19 protein-coding genes are annotated in these 18,128 nt (G+C 46.7%); 3 read left to right on the forward strand and 16 right to left on the reverse strand.

The window, feature by feature from the left end; genetic code table 11:
* Window positions 1-222 precede the first annotated feature (222 nt).
* The 3 genes from ACNI23_RS15775 to ACNI23_RS15785 form a co-directional block, all read right to left on the reverse strand.
* Window positions 223-1,815, reverse strand: coding sequence for an anti-phage dCTP deaminase (locus ACNI23_RS15775; RefSeq protein ID WP_420250116.1), 1,593 nt, complete (start codon window positions 1,813-1,815; stop codon window positions 223-225).
* A gap of 194 nt (window positions 1,816-2,009) precedes the next feature.
* A complete protein-coding gene (locus ACNI23_RS15780) occupies window positions 2,010-2,276 on the reverse strand; it encodes a ribbon-helix-helix domain-containing protein (RefSeq protein ID WP_420250118.1) in 267 nt (88 codons plus the stop codon).
* 37 nt (window positions 2,277-2,313) lie between these two features.
* Window positions 2,314-2,871 carry a DJ-1/PfpI family protein gene (locus ACNI23_RS15785; protein WP_420250119.1) on the reverse strand — a complete coding sequence of 186 codons (558 nt, stop codon included), beginning with the start codon at window positions 2,869-2,871 and terminating at the stop codon, window positions 2,314-2,316.
* Window positions 2,872-3,121: 250 nt separating this feature from the next.
* On the opposite strand from ACNI23_RS15785, the gene ACNI23_RS15790 reads away from it, so the two are divergent.
* A complete protein-coding gene (locus tag ACNI23_RS15790) occupies window positions 3,122-3,901 on the forward strand; it encodes an EF-hand domain-containing protein (RefSeq protein WP_420250121.1) in 780 nt (259 codons plus the stop codon).
* Between the two features lie 83 nt (window positions 3,902-3,984).
* On the opposite strand, the gene ACNI23_RS15795 is transcribed toward ACNI23_RS15790, so the two are convergent.
* The 10 genes from ACNI23_RS15795 to ACNI23_RS15840 all read right to left on the reverse strand — a co-directional run bounded on the left by ACNI23_RS15795 (window position 3,985) and on the right by ACNI23_RS15840 (window position 11,020).
* Entirely contained in the window at window positions 3,985-4,491 is a 507-nt protein-coding gene (locus tag ACNI23_RS15795; RefSeq protein WP_420250123.1) for a ferritin, read from the reverse strand.
* Window positions 4,492-4,523: 32 nt separating this feature from the next.
* Window positions 4,524-5,537: a cytochrome d ubiquinol oxidase subunit II gene (cydB, locus tag ACNI23_RS15800; protein WP_420250125.1), complete on the reverse strand. Its 1,014-nt coding sequence runs from the start codon at window positions 5,535-5,537 to the stop codon at window positions 4,524-4,526.
* Between the two features lie 26 nt (window positions 5,538-5,563).
* Window positions 5,564-6,877: a cytochrome ubiquinol oxidase subunit I gene (locus ACNI23_RS15805; RefSeq protein WP_420250127.1), complete on the reverse strand. Its 1,314-nt coding sequence runs from the start codon at window positions 6,875-6,877 to the stop codon at window positions 5,564-5,566.
* A gap of 28 nt (window positions 6,878-6,905) precedes the next feature.
* Window positions 6,906-7,604 carry a DVU0298 family protein gene (locus tag ACNI23_RS15810; protein WP_420250129.1) on the reverse strand — a complete coding sequence of 233 codons (699 nt, stop codon included), beginning with the start codon at window positions 7,602-7,604 and terminating at the stop codon, window positions 6,906-6,908.
* Between the two features lie 172 nt (window positions 7,605-7,776).
* Window positions 7,777-8,982, reverse strand: a complete 1,206-nt coding sequence (locus ACNI23_RS15815) for an FprA family A-type flavoprotein (RefSeq protein ID WP_420250131.1) — start codon at window positions 8,980-8,982, stop codon at window positions 7,777-7,779.
* A gap of 119 nt (window positions 8,983-9,101) precedes the next feature.
* Window positions 9,102-9,260, reverse strand: coding sequence for a rubredoxin (gene rd / locus ACNI23_RS15820; RefSeq protein WP_319777514.1), 159 nt, complete (start codon window positions 9,258-9,260; stop codon window positions 9,102-9,104).
* 24 nt (window positions 9,261-9,284) lie between these two features.
* Window positions 9,285-9,464: a rubredoxin gene (locus ACNI23_RS15825; protein ID WP_420250132.1), complete on the reverse strand. Its 180-nt coding sequence runs from the start codon at window positions 9,462-9,464 to the stop codon at window positions 9,285-9,287.
* A 14-nt stretch (window positions 9,465-9,478) separates the two neighbouring features.
* On the reverse strand, window positions 9,479-9,862 hold the full coding sequence (locus tag ACNI23_RS15830; protein ID WP_420250134.1) for a desulfoferrodoxin: 384 nt from the start codon (window positions 9,860-9,862) through the stop codon (window positions 9,479-9,481).
* A gap of 31 nt (window positions 9,863-9,893) precedes the next feature.
* Window positions 9,894-10,469, reverse strand: coding sequence for a rubrerythrin (rbr, locus tag ACNI23_RS15835; protein ID WP_420250137.1), 576 nt, complete (start codon window positions 10,467-10,469; stop codon window positions 9,894-9,896).
* 161 nt (window positions 10,470-10,630) lie between these two features.
* Entirely contained in the window at window positions 10,631-11,020 is a 390-nt protein-coding gene (locus ACNI23_RS15840) for a Fur family transcriptional regulator (RefSeq protein WP_420250140.1), read from the reverse strand.
* Window positions 11,021-11,212: 192 nt separating this feature from the next.
* Here ACNI23_RS15840 and ACNI23_RS15845 point away from each other — a divergent pair, with 192 nt between their 5' ends.
* On the forward strand, window positions 11,213-12,079 hold the full coding sequence (locus tag ACNI23_RS15845) for a LytR/AlgR family response regulator transcription factor (protein WP_420250142.1): 867 nt from the start codon (window positions 11,213-11,215) through the stop codon (window positions 12,077-12,079).
* Window positions 12,080-12,235: 156 nt separating this feature from the next.
* Window positions 12,236-14,104: an acetate--CoA ligase gene (acs, locus tag ACNI23_RS15850; RefSeq protein ID WP_420250143.1), complete on the forward strand. Its 1,869-nt coding sequence runs from the start codon at window positions 12,236-12,238 to the stop codon at window positions 14,102-14,104.
* Window positions 14,105-14,203: 99 nt separating this feature from the next.
* Here acs and ACNI23_RS15855 read toward each other — a convergent pair whose 3' ends face one another.
* From ACNI23_RS15855 to ACNI23_RS15865, 3 genes are read right to left on the reverse strand one after another with little or no spacing between them, the layout of a single operon-like run.
* Window positions 14,204-14,881: a DUF47 domain-containing protein gene (locus ACNI23_RS15855; protein WP_420250145.1), complete on the reverse strand. Its 678-nt coding sequence runs from the start codon at window positions 14,879-14,881 to the stop codon at window positions 14,204-14,206.
* Between the two features lie 19 nt (window positions 14,882-14,900).
* Window positions 14,901-16,136 (reverse strand): inorganic phosphate transporter, encoded by a 1,236-nt coding sequence (locus ACNI23_RS15860; RefSeq protein ID WP_420250147.1) that lies wholly within the window; start codon window positions 16,134-16,136, stop codon window positions 14,901-14,903.
* The gene (locus ACNI23_RS15865; protein ID WP_420250148.1) at window positions 16,136-17,956 is read right to left on the reverse strand and encodes a HAMP domain-containing sensor histidine kinase; all 1,821 of its coding nucleotides are present in this window, start codon (window positions 17,954-17,956) and stop codon (window positions 16,136-16,138) included. Before ACNI23_RS15865 ends, ACNI23_RS15860 begins: the two co-directional genes overlap by 1 nt.
* Window positions 17,957-18,128 lie beyond the last annotated feature (172 nt).

Raw genomic sequence — 18,128 nt, forward strand, 5'->3', positions numbered from 1 at the left:
GGTGTCTTGGCTTGCCTTCTGTTTACGATAATCTTGAGTTAAGTATATAACTTTGGACTCTTTTTTTGGTGAGTAGTTGCAAGATGTTGGTTCTGATTTGTTAGGTAATGGCATGTTTTTGATCTCCCATTTATAAAAGGGATTGCTAGTCTAATAGTTAGCAAATTTCAACTAAAATCTAACAGATTTTTATTATCAGTGGAAGTGTATATGCAATTAAAATTAACTGTTAGGATCGGGGATCAATTTCTTTGAAACCATGTCCTCAAGTACAACTTGTTCATAGAATTCAACATTGTCTTTTAGGTGTGTGATTGCAGGTAAGGCTTTTTCTTTTTTTTGATTTGTATGTTCTGGGTTGTCTTTTCTTCCATTAGCCTCAAATAGTTCAAGGTATCTATTTGGGGAAACGCCTTCAAAGGGTATTATTTTTAGTTTGTCGCCTTTATTTGAGTAATCTGAATCGAACTCAATTGAATCATCATGCAGTTTTAATGCGAGGCTTTTCTCGTATGGTTCAATGTAATGAACACTTTTAATGCCGCTCGCAACAATATGGCGTGCGCAGTTGTGGCAGGGATAAGTCGTGCAGAAAAGACGAGCGTTTTTCAGGCCTCTTTTTCCTTTTCGTGCCGCAGCGGTTATTGCATCCATTTCTGCATGTATAGAACGTGAAAATTCAGTCAGGTTTTTTATTTTATCAATTGATGAAATATTATCTATAATTGTTTTTGCTGTTTGCTCAATTTGTTTTTGTGTCAGTTCTGAAAGTCCACTATTTTTACATAATTTATTTGTTTCCGTCTTGACAGATAAAGAAATTTCATTTTTGATTTTTTCTTTGTATTCTGAATTTTTGCATTCAGAGCTGTAGCGATGAAGGCATCTGTTGTCATTCCCGTGGTCATCTTCTGAATATAGCCCACCACGGTACTTGGGGACATCATTTCTCCCTGTTGATATTATTTCACCTTCTTCATCTATTATTACTGCTCCAACTTGCCGCGATAGGCAGCCTGACCGGAGTGAAGATCCTTGAGCAAGAAACATGGCGTATTCATCTACAGTTGGAGTGTTTGTTTTGTTAGACATCACTAATTTAATGAATCTTTTAAGTTTTTTTCTCGTTGAAGTAAGGTTGTTTTTTTCATTGTAAATGAAAAAATCTGATTTATAGAGTGACTCGAGAGTTTTTTGTCCAAAGTCATCTATTTCGTTTTTATCTTTTTCTATTAAAGCAGTCGCTTCTTGTGGCGAAACTTCTGAATTGTTCATAAGCCTTTGCTTGCGGTCTCCTTCCGGACACAATACACCTATTTGGAAAAATGATTTTCCATAAACCAGCTTTAGTAGCTCATGTTCACTGGGATGCTTTATGCTGTCAATAATAATAACAAAACGGTCGTCTTCTTCATCTCTATTGGTGCCGATGCCTTCTCTATAGTAATGTGCTTTTACAACTGCAAATTCTGTCAAAATACTTTCGCTATGATCTTGGCGTAATTTATTTCCTGCTTCTTGGAGTTTGGAAATACGTTCAGCTTTATTTTTATAGTTTTCGTTTGTCGCAATATTTTCTTCTATAATCTTACTCAATTTAATTTGGTACGGTGTATAGCGGTAGTCTGTAAATATCCTTTCTACTTCTTTGGCTACAGTTGAGGTCCCACTGCCCAACTGTCCGCAAACAGAGATAACCAGATCCTTTCTTTTTCTTGATTCTATTTTATTGTTTATACTTGGGAATTGCTTGTTAGATGAAGTTGTGCCTTTGCCTAGTTGTTTTATCTTTTTAGCCGAACTGTCTTTATTCATTGCTGTCTCCTTGTAATTAAATTTAAACTCAATTATCATTTTGTTTCGAATAAGTATAGGTGTTTATATTATTTTAATTAAATGAATAATATTCAGACAGGATGTAAATACCATAGTCTATATAGGTTTAAGGCTGTGAAATAAAAAACCCGCCTCTTAAGGCGGGCTTTCAGAATGCTTTATATTATTATGGATCAGGTCGCTTTGTTCACCAGATAGGCGGTGCACACAACACGCAGCAAAGAGGCGAAGTTGGATATCTCACCGTTGAGGCTATATGCCTCGTTATGAAGGGTCGAGATAAACTTGCCTGTACTGGTTTGTTCTTCTTCGACCAGCTCATCAAGGATATTCCAGAATCTTCGTTCAATGCGGATGCTGGTCACAGCACCGTTTATCCTGATGGAGCGGGTAATTTGTTCATATTCCGCGGGCGGGGTGGAAGCATAAATTTCACACATGGGATTCCCTCGCGTGCTTTTCCCGCCTTTGGGCTGATTAACCGATGCGGTCAACCAGCAGGCGCAGCCATTTAGGATGGGCAGGCCATGCGGGAGCGGTTACGAGATTGCCATCACAAATGGCATCATCAAGGTCGATTTCAACGTATTCTCCGCCGGCAAGCTTTACTTCAGGGGCGCAGGCCGGATAGGCGGATACTTTTTTGCCTTCAAGTACACCGGCAGCTACAAGAAGCTGGGGGCCGTGGCAGATTGCTGCAACAGGGCGGTCGGAAAAATCGCGAACCATATCGAGTAATTTTTCATTCAAACGCAGATACTCGGGAGCCCTGCCGCCGGGAACTACAAGTGCAGCATAATCCGCGGTATTAACACTGTCAAAGTCTGCATTCAGAGTAAAGTTGTGACCGGGACGTTCGAGGTAGGTCTGCTGGGATTCAAAATCATGAACCGCAGTTGCCACCTGTTCTCCGGCTTTCTTGTCCGGGCATACTGCATCCACTTCAAAGCCCATTGCCTGCAAAGCCTGAAAGGGAACCATTACTTCATAGTCTTCCACAAAATCACCGACGATCATCAGAATCTTTTTAGCCATTGTCTGTCTCCTTTTGGATAGCTTAGTTAAAGGCAGATTAGCAAAATCTGAAGAGGTAATGGTAATAGCTCAGTACTACAGAATTCTAATTCATCGAGATGAATTTTCAGATGATCGAATATGATAAGCACTGTATTAATTTATCTTTATGTCACTGAGTGCTGGAATGATAATTGCTTTATAGTTCTTAATGCTTTTTATCGGGCAATTATTACCCTCCGTTCAGCGCGGATAACTCAGGAGTATTGAGATGAGTATTTCAGGAATTGACGGCCCTGAAAATTCGCAGGTGAGTGCGAATTCTGCTCCCGATGAATCAAGAATCATAGAGCAAACTCAGCAGGCTGATTTTATTGATTCATTAATGATATCGAAGGATAAGGATGGCGATGGTATCCTTGACCTTGATGAATCAGGGCTGCGTAAAAAAGAGTTTTCCAAGTATGATGTAGATGGCAACGGCAGAATTTCCGTTGCAGAAGTTCAGGCAAAACTTGAGCAGATGCAGCAGCAGAAAGGTGCTATTGGCAAGCTTGATGTGGAGATGCAACAGGCGGAAGATTCTGCCGGCAGGCGTCCGAATGCAGCTTCACAGAAGCTGGTCACTTTTGAAGATAGTGGACTGGATGAAAAAACATTCAACATGCTTGATTCAGACGGAGACGGCAAAGTCTCACAAGCTGAAATAGATTCGTTGAAAGATGCCGAGGAGCGGGTTCAAGAGGGAAGTTTATTCTATGAAGCACTGTCGGAGTTCCAGAAGAACTTTTTCCGTAAGGAAGAAGATGAAGAGGACAAAGATTTAAATAAAGACGGTGTCATCTCCGTAGAAGAAGAGGAGTTAGCCGAGCAGCAGGCAGCTAAGGTTACCGGCGTCAATGCTAAAGAAAGTGAAGAATCGACTACCGACATTGAACCTCAGGGTAAAAGATTTTCCGCAAGACAGATGGCCGGAGTTAGAGCCTATCAGGATCAGGCCGCAAATGTTTTTGTCTCAGCCGCGCAGTCTTCCGTTAAATTTGAGTATTAAGCTGAAATTTCATAAGACGTAAAGAACAAAGCCCCCTGAAGCATTGCTTCAGGGGGCTTATTTAGTCTGTTTTGCAGTCGGAACTATTCAGCGGGTGCGTTGAATACGCGGGTGGAAAGTTCCTTATCGAGAATGAACATGCCGTTGCCTTCACCGTTGAGGAGGCGGAGCTTGTTCAGTACTGCGTTCACGTTGTCTTCTTCTTCAACCTGCTCGGTTACGAACCACTGCAGGAAGATGTTGGTCGCGTGATCTCTTTCATCGATTGCGAGGTTTACGAGATCGTTGACAAGGGAAGTAACATGCTTCTCGTGCTCAAGAACAGCCTCAATGCAGGCCAGCGGGGATTCCCACTCGGTCTTCGGTGCTTCGATTGCAGTGAGGAGTACTCTTCCGCCGCGTTCGTTGATGTAATCATAGAACTTCATGGCGTGGAACTGCTCTTCTTTAGCCTGTACACGCATCCAGTTGGCAAAGCCGTCCAGTCCGAGGTCGCTGAAGTAAGCAGACATGGAAAGGTAAAGGTAAGCAGAGTACATTTCAGCGTTGAGCTGTTCGTTAAGAGCTTTTTCAAGAACCTTGTTAGACATTGTTGATGTTCTCCGTAATTGGAATCAGTTTGTTAATATCCCAGATCTTCATCAGTGATCTTGGTTGCAAATACTTTATGCATCCAGAACTGGTAACCGATGACGATGGGGACCATGATCAGTGCAACCGTCAACATGATCTTCAGGGTCAGCTGGCTTGATGCAGCATTGTGGATGGTGATGGAGTATGCCGGATTGATGCTGGAGGGCAGCAGGGCCGGGAACAGTCCGATCACGCCGAACATGGTGGTGGAAACGATGAGCACAGCAGAGCTGATCCATGCTTTCCACCATTTGCGTGCTGCAATGAGAGTGCGAACCTTGACGATTGCTAAGATCGGAACCAAAAGGATCAGTAACAATGCCGGGTAGGCAATGAAGTTACTGAGCAGCTTGGTGTATACCCCGGTAAGGGCCAGAAAGGCAATATAAACCGCAGCCAGAACCGGCCAGATTGTTGCAGCGAGGTTACCGGCGCGTTCGTTGAGTTCGCCGTCTGTGCGTGCTGCAAGCCAGAGGCAGCCGTGCTGGGCAAAAAGAAGAACAAAAAGGATACCGCCGCCGAGACCGTAGGGGTTGAGCAGGGTAAACAGGTTGCCCTGAAATACGCCGTTTTCGTCAATGGGAATACCCATGAAGATGTTGGCAAAGGCAACTCCGAGCAGCAGTCCGGGAAGGAAGCTGCCTAAAACCATTGCTTTATCCCAGAGTTTGCGGGCCCATTCGCTTTCCACCAATCCTCTGAATTCATAAGCAACACCGCGAATGATCAGAGCGATGAGCAGGAGCATGAGTGCGGTGTAAAGGCCACTGAACATTACAGCGTATGCCTTGGGGAATGCGGCAAATGTTACACCACCGGCGGTAATGAGCCATACTTCGTTACCATCCCAGAAGGGTCCGATGGATTTATAGATTTTTTTTCTGTCTTTTTCGTCTTTGGCCAAAAAGGGCATCATAGACCCCAGACCCAGATCATACCCGTCGAGCATGAAATAGATGGCCCAGAGTAAGCCCCATAACAAGAACCATATGGATTCCAACATAATTATCTCCTTGTTTTACAGCTTTCTTAAGCCTTCTCAGGTTCAGGGCCTTTGCGGGCGAATTTTGCCAGCAGGTATATTTCACACGCTCCCAGCAGAGTGTAGAGAGTGGTCAGAGCGATAAATGAGAATGCAACCTGACTTGTGGCAATAGGTGAAACCGCATCGCTGGTTTTCATAATACCGTATACGATCCACGGCTGACGTCCTACTTCTGCAACAGCCCAGCCCGCCCATGTGGCGATGTAAGGCAGGGGGATAGCGAAAAGCATGATGCGCAGATAGAGTTTGTTTTCAATAAGTGTCTTTCTGTTTTTCCAGCCCCAGATGCACAGCAGCGGGAAGAGGGTTCCCAGCCCGACCATGATGCGGAATGCAAGGAATGTGATTGTCACCGGAGGACGGTCTTCTTTCGGCCATTCCTTCAGACCTTTGACCGGAGCGTCAAAATCGTTGAAAGCAAGGAAACTGAGTGCGCCGGGAATACCGAGAAATTCAATGGCGTTCTTTTCATTCTTTTCGTCGGGCACTGCCAGCAGATACATAGGAGCACCGTCTTCAGCGGTATCCCAAAGAGCTTCCATTGCGGCCAGTTTTTCAGGCTGCATTTTAGCAACAGTCTGGGCATGGTGATGTCCTTGCGCTGCAACGAGAATGGAAAAGATGAAAGCAACGATCAAGCCCATTTTGAAAGACTTGCTGAAGAATTCAACTTCATTCTTGCGAAGCAGGTGATAAGCACTGATACCCATGACGAAGAAGCTGGCAACCATGAATGCCGCAAAACCGTTATGGAGGAACTGTCCCCATGCAAAGGGGTTGCTGATTACTTCACTGAAGCTTTCCAGTTCCGCACGGCCGTTGCGCATTACGTAGCCAACCGGGTTTTGCATCCAGCCGTTAGCTAGGATGATCCAGACTGCAGAAATATTGGATGCGATAGCTACAATCCAGATACAGGCTGCGTGCATTTTGGGGGAAAGTTTTTTCCAGCCGAAAATCCATGCGGCAAGAAAAGTTGATTCCATGAAAAAGGCAACTGTGGCTTCAATAGCCAGCAGAGAGCCGAAGATGTCACCAACGTATTCGGAATAACGGGACCAGTTGGTACCAAACTGGAATTCAAGAGTGATTCCGGTTACGATTCCGAGAACAAAGTTAATGACGAACAGCTTTCCCCAGAATTTGGTCATGCGCAGGTAAATATCTTTTTTAGTGCGCACGTACATGGTTTCCATGATGGCAACCATGATGGAAAGCCCCAGTGTGAGCGGTACGAAAATGAAGTGGAACATTGTTGCCATGGCAAATTGAAGCCTTGACAGCATCAGAACATCCATCATCCCTCTCCTTGTTCAAAGTTGTTAATTAAATTCCGGAAATTTTATCCAGAGCTTCCTGAGCCAGCCTTCCCACTGTTACAGACTGCAATGAAGAGTCTTTATAAATATCTATAACAGTATCATTATCCACCAAAGCTTCAAGCTTTTTAACGGATTCCGTTGATTTCAAACCTCCCAGAGCCCAGCATGCAGTCCCCTGAATAACCGGGTCGGGGTAGGATAGAAAACGGATAAGGTCGTCAGTCGCTTGAACCGCTATTTTTTGACGAGTCTGTGCCATACGGGCAACTCCCCATACCGCCCCGCGGAGCAGGGTGGGAAATTCAAGGTAGTTCTCCGGGCCTTCTTCGTCTTCGTGGCTGTAGCTCAAGAGGATTTTTCCGTATTCAGCGGCCATCTGATCGTTTACGGCAGCTATTTCTCCCATGGCTTCAGGAACTCCCCATGCACACCCTCCGGATTCTTCATTGAGCATCCACATGATTCTGCGCATGACAATGCGTGCCTTTGGAGCGTCCTCCTCCACCATGCGGGATATAACCTTGCCGAAGCAGGTAATCCCATGCCAGCGGACTATAACCGTGGTCGCACACAGGGAAGCGAAAAGCGGGGAGACAAGATTCTGCATGGAGTATTTCTCCATTAACTCTTCGAAATTGCTTTCCCATTTTTCGTTAGCCAGTGCGGCCATGACTTCTGTCTTTATCTTACGTCCGGTAGCCATATGCGATCCTCCTTAAAAGAGTGACGCTAAAAAAAACTATTATTGATAGAGGTGTAACAAGTTTCTATTTTTACATTTTCAATTTTTGAATAACATAAAAATTAAGGCTTTGTGAATTAGTTTTTAAAAAACATAATCCGGGCGGAGCTGGCTCCGCCCGGGAATATTATCGTTATTTAGCAGTCTTTTCTTTAATTGCTGCTGCAATGGTAACGCCGAGCTGGAAGCACTCTTTGAGAGTGTCGTGGTCAGGGCGGTTTTTGGCTTTAATCTGAGGCTCGATGATGTCGCAGCTCATTTTTTCAAGCCATTCGTTGAGGATATTTACGCACTCACCGGACCAACCGAAGGAGCCTACAGCTGCACCGATTTTGTTTTGGGGACGCAGGCCTTTTACGTAAGTCAGTGCGTCAGCCATACCGGGGAGGATGCCGTTGTTATGGGTCGGAGAACCGAGAACAATGGCAGCAGAGTCGAAAACTTCGCTCATGATGTCGCTGTGGTGATTGGCCTTAACGGACATAACTTTAACGGAAATGCCTTCGGAAGCGAGACCGGAAGCAACAGCCTTAATCATGCGCTCGGTGGAGCTCCACATGGTGTCGTAGAACAGGGTTGCTTTCTGCTTGGGTTCCTGTTTAGCAAATTCCATGTATTTTTCGAGTGCTAAGGCGCAGTCATCACCACGGAACATGAGTCCGTGGTCGGGGCAGATCATATCCACATCAAGGTTCAAGCCCGCGAAGGTTTCGAGGGTTTTGATAACCTTGGAGGAGTACGGGGTAATGATGTTTGCGTAGTACTGTTGCATATGGTCTATGACCATTTCTTTGCTCATTTCATCTATCCAGCGTTCGCTGGCGGCGATGTTCTGACCGAATGCGTCACTGGTGAAAAGCAGCTTGTCTTCGGGAACAAAGGTAAACATGTTGTCAGGCCAGTGCAGCATGCGGGTTTCATAGAAACGCAGAGTGCGCTTACCGATAGAAACTTCTTCGCCGGGCTTTACTACATGTACGGGCCAGTCTTTGCTGTCAAAGAAAGTAGCGATGTTTTTGCCGCCCATGACAGAAACAAAGATTTTTTCAGGCTTGCAGAGCTCGATCATTTTTTCGAGGCAGCCTGCGTGGTCGGGTTCAAGGTGGTTGACCACGATGTAATCAATTTCTTCAGGTTTGGTCAGGTGTGACAGGGAGCAGAGGAACTCGCCCTCGGATCCTTTGGAAACTGTATCCACCAGAACTTTCTTTTCATCTTCAATGTAGAAAGCGTTGTAGGTGGTTCCGTTAGCAGAGCGGGCATATCCATGAAAGTTGCGGCAATTCCAGTCCACAACTCCAATCCAATGTACGCCTTCTTTGATTTCAACAGGTCTCACTTGAATATTCCTACTATAATTTTATGGTTTTATTTATGCGCAGAAAGCCGGGAATATCCCGGCTTTCTGTTCGTTCTTATATAAGCATCCGCATTCAGTTAGATGCTGTATGCAGTGTCTTAATCTTCAGGCTCGAAATCATCTTTGCCTGCGCCGCATACGGGGCATTCCCAATCATCAGGGATATCTTCGAATTTGGTGCCGGGAGCGATGCCGCCATCCGGATCACCTTCTGCAGGATCGTAAACCCATCCACAAATTGTACATACGTATTTCATTTGCAACCTCCGTAATAATTGTAGTTAGCCCAGGGGCTTGAAAGCTTTTTTACTTGCGCCGCATACTGGGCATTTCCAGTCTTCAGGCAGATCTGCGAAGGCAGTTCCTTTGGCAATTTTACCTTTGCGATCGCCTTTGTCAGGGTTGTAGATACAGCCGCAATTGCTAACCTGACATTGATACATATCTTTAGGCTCAGCCATACTTTGTTCCTGCCTTATGCCTTCCAAAGACCGTGCAGGTTACAGTATGCACGGGCAACAACAGGCTCGTCGCCGAACTTGCAGCCGCAGAAATCAGCTTCAGGAGCTTCACCGGGCTTAAGCTGCTTGAAATAGCGGTTGTTGCCGGAAACCAGCTCGATCCATTCGATCCAGTGCTTTTCTTCCATAGGATGGGCAACTTCGCCGACTTTAACTTTGTAGCCGCCTTCGATCTTTTCAATAACCGGAACGTGCTTTTCTTTAGCAGCATCAACGGTGTTTTCAGTCATAAGAATCATATCTGATCCACAGCAGGCAAGGTTACCGGGGCCGGCATGAAGAACCATAGTGATGTTACCACAAGCTTCGCATTTATAAACTTCGTACAATTCAGCCATTTTTAATACTCCACAGGGTTAGGGTTATCGACTACCAGTTCTCACAGACTACTTGGAAATGTGCCTGAGGATGGTCACATGCAGGACATTTGTGTGGTGCGCAGTCACCTTCGTGGGTGTATCCACAGTTCTGACACTGCCAGATAATTGCGCTGTCTTTTTTGAAAACCTTGTCGTCTTCAATGTTCTTGGCCAGAGCAAGATATCTTTTCTCGTGAAATTCTTCAGCTACTGCGATCGCACGGAAAATTGCGGCAATTGAGTTGAAGCCTTCTTCTTCTGCAATCTTGGCGAATTCGGGATACATTTCTTCCCATTCATGTCTTTCGCCACCGGCTGCTTCTTTGAGGTTTTCAATGGTGGAACCGATTACTCCTGCAGGGAAGGCTGCAGTCACTTCCACTTCGCCGCCTTCAAGAAGTTTGAACAGTCGTTTTGCGTGTTCTTTTTCCTGATTGGCAGTCTCTTCGAAGACTTTGGAAATCTGCACATAACCTTCTTTTTTAGCCTTTGAGGCAAAGTAGGTGTAACGGTTACGGGCCTGAGATTCTCCTGCAAATGCGGTCAGGATATTCTTTTCTGTTTTCGAACCTTTTAATTGGGACATGAGCTTCTCCTTATCACGCTGCCTTGTGCAGCAGATTTTATCGTCGAAATAGCTAGTGCAATATTTAACAGTTAATAGCGCCGCTGTCAGGTTTTTAGACAAAAAAATAACATCTCCATTCATAAGCATGGGGAATAAATGAAGATGTTATTTAAAAAAGATTATTGTATTTTGGGCTGGCATTCCGGACAAAAGCCGAAATACTCGATTGAGCATCCCTTTACTTCATACCCTCTGGCCTCAACTTCATTGATTTCAGGGGCAATGACTTCGTTCATGACATCATCTACCTTACCGCACTGAAGACATCTGATATGCGGATGCGGCTCAGCATTTCCATCAAACCTATTTTTTCCACTTGTCTCAATCTTGAGGATGACACCGTTGTCCGCCATAAGTTCTAAGTTGCGATATACGGTTCCTAAGCTGATGTTGGGGAGTCTTTTACGTACTCGTTCATACAGTTCATCCGCAGTAGGATGACAGGTAAGCCCTTTGAGCTCCTCAAGTATGAGTTCTCGCTGTTTTGATCGTCTTTGTCCTATTTTCATGTGCACCTCTCGCACACAAAGTAGTAATAGTTCTCGTTTGTGTCAACCCTTTTTAGTTAGCTAATTAATTAGATATCACACTTGTATAGTATGATAAAGTTGGCTTTTCTTGAAAAGAATAGATACTTGCAGTCTATCTGAATTCAAGCTATCCCTTGAATAATTGGATTAATTGTAATCACGGGAGATTTCTTGCCCAGCCTCAAAGCCCTCATTCTCCACCCGGACGCAGAGGTCCGCACTGCAATTCGCGAAGCCCTTCGCGGGGTTAAGTTGGTGCGTGTACTGGGGGAAACTGTCAGCGCAGATGAGGCCTTGGAGCTTCATAAGGCAGTGGGGTATGGGATAATATTTCTTGGGTTTGATTATGAAGAGGGCATAAGCGGTGCTGAATTGGCACAGGCGTTAGGGGCCAGTAAACATAAACCCGGACTGATCTTCATTGCCGGTGACGAGACCAAGGCTTATGAGGCTTTTGAGCTTGGAGCTGTAGATTATCTCATCTGGCCTCCTGACGAAGAGCGTATGCAGAAGACATTGGAGCGTATTGCCCGTTTCAAGAGTCATTTCCGGGAAATCCCTGAGCCTTCGGACTGGAAAGAATCCGGTACCGGCGTAGAGACCGGGGAAGAGACTTTGCAGCTTTCACTTGGCGAGGATGAGCAGGACAAATTTCTTTCCGCACTCAAAAATGCCTGGGACTTTTCCCAGACCCGTCAGCCGGAGATAGAAAAACTTCCGGTAAACCAGGACGGGCGCATGATGCTCATCCCTTATACCCAGATAATCTTTGTGGAAGCTTACGAAGATTACTCCTACGTGCACACCGCCAATCAGAAATTTCTCACCTCTCACAGATTGAAGAATCTTGAGGAGCGTCTCGGCCCGCACCGTTTTTTCAGGGTGCATCGCAAGTATCTGGTAAATTTGGAAATGGTTACAGAAATAGCCTCTCTGCCGGGTAGTAACTTTATGCTCCGCACAGCCGGTCGTACAAGGATCGAGCTGCCTATCAGTCGCAGGCGGATCAGCAAACTCAAGCAGATTCTGGGGATGTGATCATGCCGCTTACCGATACACTTATGCCGTTTGCCGAATATGGACTGCATTGTCCTCACCGGGTATGTACAAATACAATTGGACAAACCGTTCTTGGGGTAAAGCAAGTTTTAAATTTTGAGGTGTCTTTGGCTGGATTAACGAATGGAGGGCGTAGTGGATCATAAAGAAACACTGGACAGCCTGTTGCACGAAGAGAGAGTCTTCCGTCCCCTGCCCCAGATGCTTATTGAGGCCGGGGTCAATCCGCAGGATCTGCGCGCGGCGCGGGAACTTGCAGAGGTGGATCTCTGTTCCTATTGGGAAGAAGCAGCCGAAGAACTGGACTGGTTTAAAAAATGGGAACAGGTTTGTGATATTTCCGATGCTCCCAATTACCGTTGGTTCAGTGGAGCGCGTTGCAACATTGTCTACAACGCCCTTGATCGTCATATCGAGACTGTGAACAAGAATCGTCTGGCCTTGATCTGGGAAGGTGAACCCGGAGATTCCCGCCAATACACATATTATGAACTTTATCGGGCCGTGAACCGTTTTGCCAACGGCCTGAAGGCACTTGGTGTTGGTAAAGGGGACCGTGTGGTTCTTTACATGCCTCAACTTCCAGAAACAGTGATTGCCATGCTGGCCTGTGCCCGTATCGGGGCCGTGCATTCCATGGTCTTTTCCGGATTCTCAGCACGACTGCTGCGTGAGCGTGTCCGTGAAGTTGATCCCCGTGTGGTTGTTACTGTGGACGGTTTTTACCGTAACGGTCAGGTCATCCGTCTTAAGGAAGAAGTTGACCGTGCACTGCTGGACGATCCTGCACAGAATCTGGAATCTGTGGTTGTGGTCCATCGGGCCAACGTGGACGTGAACATGGATTCCGCACGTGACTGCTGGTACGAAGATCTTGTCCGCCATGAACGTCCGCACGCTCCTGCCGAGATTATGGCAGCTGATGATCCCCTGTTTATCATGCATACTTCCGGAACCACAGGGAAACCCAAAGGTTTAATCCATTCTCACGGCGGATATATGGTCGGTGTACACCGCACCTTTAAATGGGTATTCGATCTTAAGCCTACAGATATCTTCTGGTGTTCTGCTGATCCGGGTTGGATCACCGGACACAGCTACCTTGTCTACGGCCCCCTGCTGGCCGGGACTACCACCGTTATGTATGAGGGGCACTCCCTTTATCCGCAGGCAGACCGACTCTGGAATATTGTTTCCAAGTACGGGGTCACAATTTTTTATACTTCTCCTACTCAGATCAGGACCCTCATGCGTTTCGGGCACCGCTATCCCGAGCAGCACGACCTTTCTTCCCTGCGCATTCTCGGTGCAGTTGGTGAGCCGTTCAATACTGAAGCATGGCTCTGGATGTACGAGAATATCGGTAAGGGCCAGTGCCCGGTACTGGATACATGGTGGCAGACCGAGACCGGAATGATTATGATCAGTCCGTTACCTGTGTCTGTGCTGAAACCCGGTTCTGTAACCAGACCTCTGCCCGGGATTGACGCTGATGTTGTGGATGCTGAAGGTAATTCCGTACCCGCCGGCAAGGGCGGTTTGCTGGTAATCAAGAAGCCTTGGCCGGCCATGTTCAGCGATGTAATCGGTGATCGTGAAGAGGTCATGGCTCATTATTGGAAGCGGCTTCCGGGTATGTTCTATGCCGGAGACGTTGCCCGCAAGGATGAAGACGGCTACTTCTGGATTCAGGGTCGTGCCGATGACGTGCTTAATATTTCCGGCCACCGCATTGGAACCGCTGAGGTGGAATGTGCGCTGACCAAGCATCCGCAGGTTGCGGAAGCTGCTGTGGTTGGTGTTGTGGATAAGATTAAGGGGCAGGTTGCCAAGGCTTATGTGACCCTGAACCACGGTTTTGTGGAGTCCGATGACCTGCACCGTGAGTTGAAAGAGCAGGTCCGCCGTGAGCTTGGACCCATCGTCATCGTGCGTTCTATTGAATTCAGGGATGAGCTGCCTAAGACTTCCAGCGGTAAGATCAAGCGCGTTGAGTTGGGTTAATTTACCTCTTCAATCCTATTTCAGACCTAACAGCAAAGCCCCTCATGCAAACATGGTTCGCAAGAGGGGCTTTGTCCATTTATCTATTAAAATTGATTCTTATCTGGCAATCATAGCCCGCAGCATGTCTGCGCAGGTTTCAGCCTGATGCGCCATTTCGTTAAGGCAATCTACGAAATGTGTGAGCTGATAGATGTCTTTAAAATCCATATCAGAATTATAGATTTTTTTGGTCAGTTCCTTGCGCATTTCCATTGAGCGGGCGTAGTGCTTGCGGACTTTGCGGAACTTGTTCTTGGTACCTTCGCGGTCAATAGACTTTCCGTCATTGAGGGCGATGGTAGCTTTCAGGGCGGGGCCCAGGCTGGTTGTAGTGTCGTTGACCTCGGAGAGCAGCAGGATCAGGTCTTTCTGGTAATCAGAGGGGATTGATACTTTGCGCATAGCCAGCCAGTGCAGTGCTTCCTGAGCGTTGTCCAGAATGTTGTCCTGACTGCGGGTATAGTTGAAGAACAGGACTTTATCCACAGACATGAACATGGAGTGAGGCAGATGGTTGCGGATGGAGCGTTTGATTTTATCTGCCTGACCTTCAACAGTATCGATCTGTTCGATCAGTTCGCTGAATTCGCGGCAGGTGTCGTTTCCGGCAACATAGCATTCAACGGAATCGTTGATAATGTGAATGCACTCAGCAATTTTATTGTAGTGCTTTACCAGCCCGTCCATGGGGTTCTTGTTAACGATAAGGCCTAAGAAAGGAAGACGAAAGTGCATAATGTTCTCCTTGTGTTATCTAAATGAAAGCCCATTTAAGCAGGCTGAAAATTGTTATACTTGTGATCGCGGCAATGGGTACGGTGAGCACCCAATAGAGCACGATCCTTCCGAGTATTTTAAAGTTTACGGCTGAGAATCCCCTTGCGAGACCTACACCGACAACTGCACCAACTGCTGCGTGGGTGGATGATACCGGCAACCCGAGGTTGGATGCTGTCAGTACGGTTGAAGCTGCACCGAAGTCAACAGCGAATCCGCGGGTATTGGTCAACACTGTGATTTTTTCACCCACAGTCCCCATAACTTTGTGACCCATGAGGGAGATACCGATGGCGATACCCAGTCCGCCCATAACCAGCAGGCTCATGGGGACATCGGCTTTAGCAGTCAGCACATGTTCCTTTGATATAAGGTAAATTGCTGCTACCGGTCCGATGGCGTTGGCAACATCGTTTGCACCCTGAGAAAGGGCAACGTAACAGGATGTTCCCACCTGCAGCTTACGAAATGTTGCTTCTACAGCTTCAGCACCGTCTTCAGGGTCGCCGACCAGTTTATTGATAGCCAGTCTTCCGGCAAACCAGACCAAGGCTGCAATACCGAAGCCAATAGCAAGTGATCCCATAAACGGAAGCTTCAGGTTTTTACCCATGGGGGTCTTATATAGGAATGAAAGGGAAATCAGCAGAACTGTCAAGCCCATCCAGATAGGAGCCCATTTTTTTGCCTGATGGATGAAGTCCTTCTTGAAGAGAATTGTCTTCCTGATATGTGTGAAAATGGCGAAGGCTATGGTTGCGGCAAAGAATGGCGAAATGATCCAAGACATTACAATTCCGACCATTTTCAGCCAGTTAACCACATCAGGACCGCCGGCAACAAGACCGAAACCGAGGATAGCACCAACAATTGAGTGTGTTGAGGATACCGGCAAGGCCGTGAATGTTGATATGAGTACCCAGAGTCCTGCTGCGAGCAGAGCCGAAAACATACCGATCATTATGATTTTCGGATCGGCTATTGCCGCCGGGTTAATGATCCCTTTACTGACCGTTGCGGTCACATGGGAGCCGAGGAAAACCGCTCCCGCAAAGTTAAGGGTCCCTGCGATCAGTACTGCCTGCCGGATAGTGATGGCTTTTGCACCAACAGCTGAAGCCATGGAGTTGGCTACGTCGTTGGCGCCTAGGTTAAAGGCCATCATGAACCCTGCAAACAGGGACATGTAAAAAAACAGATCGTAAATATCCATTAGAGATAATCCCCTTGTTGTGAGTCCTTCGTTGACTCAGAAGCTTGTTCAGCTGCTACCGGGAGTTTCACACAGAATGAAGACCCGGTACCTGTTGCTGCGTCAACCGGGCTTTCCACCCAGATGTCGCCGTTGAAGTTACGTGCAAGACTGCGGCACAATGCCAGTCCCAATCCGGAACTGCCGTGTCCCACAGCGTTTTCATCCAATTTGAAAAATCTTTCGAAAATACGTTCCTTGTCAGCGGGCGCAATTCCCGGACCTTCATCAACAACCCTGATTATTGCAAACTCGTGGTTTGCTTCAGCCCGAACTTTAACATTGGTGTTTTCAGGGGCATATTTGATGGCGTTTTCGATAAGGTTGTCGAAAATCTGAACCAACCCTTCGCTTGTCCCGGTGATTTTGATTTGCGGTATTTCGTTTTTGCTGAGACGGATATTTTTATTTTCCGCCAGAGATTGCAGGTTGGCCATGCTCAACGCAATACATTTTTGCAGATTGGTAGGTTTGGTGCGCAGTTTTTTGCCGGAATATTCGCTGCGGGTCAGGGCGAACATGCTGGTAATGACCTTGGACATATGGTTGGCGTTATCGAGGATGGTTCCAAGGAAGCTGGTCAGAATTTTCTGATCCTGCGGCGGGTTGTCGATCAGGGTTTCGGAATATCCCTTGATGCTGGTAAGCGGGGTGCGCAATTGGTGTGAGGCATTGGAAACAAAATCGCGGAGGATTTTTTCCATTCGCCTCATCTCGCTGATGTCATGGAAGACAAGAATCAGTTTGCGGCGGTTTTTGTAATCTTCATAGGAACAAATGGTTACATTCATGGATCTGCCGTCCGCAAGATCAACAATCAGGGAGTCGGAATTGTTTTCGCTGCCATGCTTGAGGATTTTATCCACTGCATCCTGAATTTCATGGCGGGTCAGCACTTCAAGAGGGACCCTGCCCACAAATTCCTGTGTGTCAGGGACAAGCTCAGTCATAGACTTGTTGACTGATTCAATTTTACCTTGAGGGTCGAGGACCATGATGCCTTCAGTCATGTTTTCGAACATGGCATCAAGCTGGTTGCGCTGATCCTCAATGATGCGGATGTGCCCTTGAATTTTCTTGGCCATGGTGTTGATGGATGCTGCCATCAACTGATATTCTCCGCCGGGGATTATTCTGATGCGTTTGCTGTAGTCACCTTCACCGATGGCCTGTGCCGTTGCGGAGACTTCCTTTACCGCCGATGTGGTGCGTTTGCCGATAAATATTAGCAGGATTGCGGAGCCGACAGCCAGCATGGCAAGGAGTATTGAAAAGTGGATCATAACCCGGTCCAGCCGTTCTCCGATTATGGAGTAGGGCAGTGCCAGTCTGATAAATTCACCGTTGTCGCCTATTAATTTGGCAACGTAGAGCATGCGCGTTTGCAGTGTTTTGCTGTAGCGTATGTTTTTTCCGGTTCCACTGGTTTCCGCGGCGATAACTTCAGGGCGGTTGGAATGGTCGTCCAGTTCAGGAAGCCTGCTTGCTTCAACACCGGAGTCGGCAAGGACCTTGCCTTTCTTTATATATGTAATGCGGACGTCGAGTTGGGAGCCAAGTTCGGTTATTTCATTCTGGAATGCGGGAGTGCCGGGGCTGACAGGGCTGTGACTGATTTTCCAGCGGACATAATTCAGGAGTCTGGAGGTGTTCTGTCTGCTGGAAGCTGTGAGTTCTTCTGACACCGTTCCATAATAGAACCAGAAGGTCAGCAACAGGGCGCATAGCAGCACTGCCCAGCCCCAAAGCAGAATCTTCATATGTAATGATGTCTTAGGCAAAATATTTCTCCCTGAGGATTATCCAAAAACAGAAATGTAACTTCGCTGATTGTCACAGGGGAGTAACAAGCATGATAACATGGTTAGGTCAAGTTTTGTTACAAAAGTGCATTGCTTATATATCTTGTTGGAATATTGGGGAAAGGTGCTAAGCCTTTGGTTCTGTTGGTCG

Source organism: Maridesulfovibrio pacificus (SeqCode), assembly GCF_048612815.1.
GTDB classification, from domain to species: Bacteria; Desulfobacterota; Desulfovibrionia; order Desulfovibrionales; family Desulfovibrionaceae; genus Maridesulfovibrio; species Maridesulfovibrio pacificus.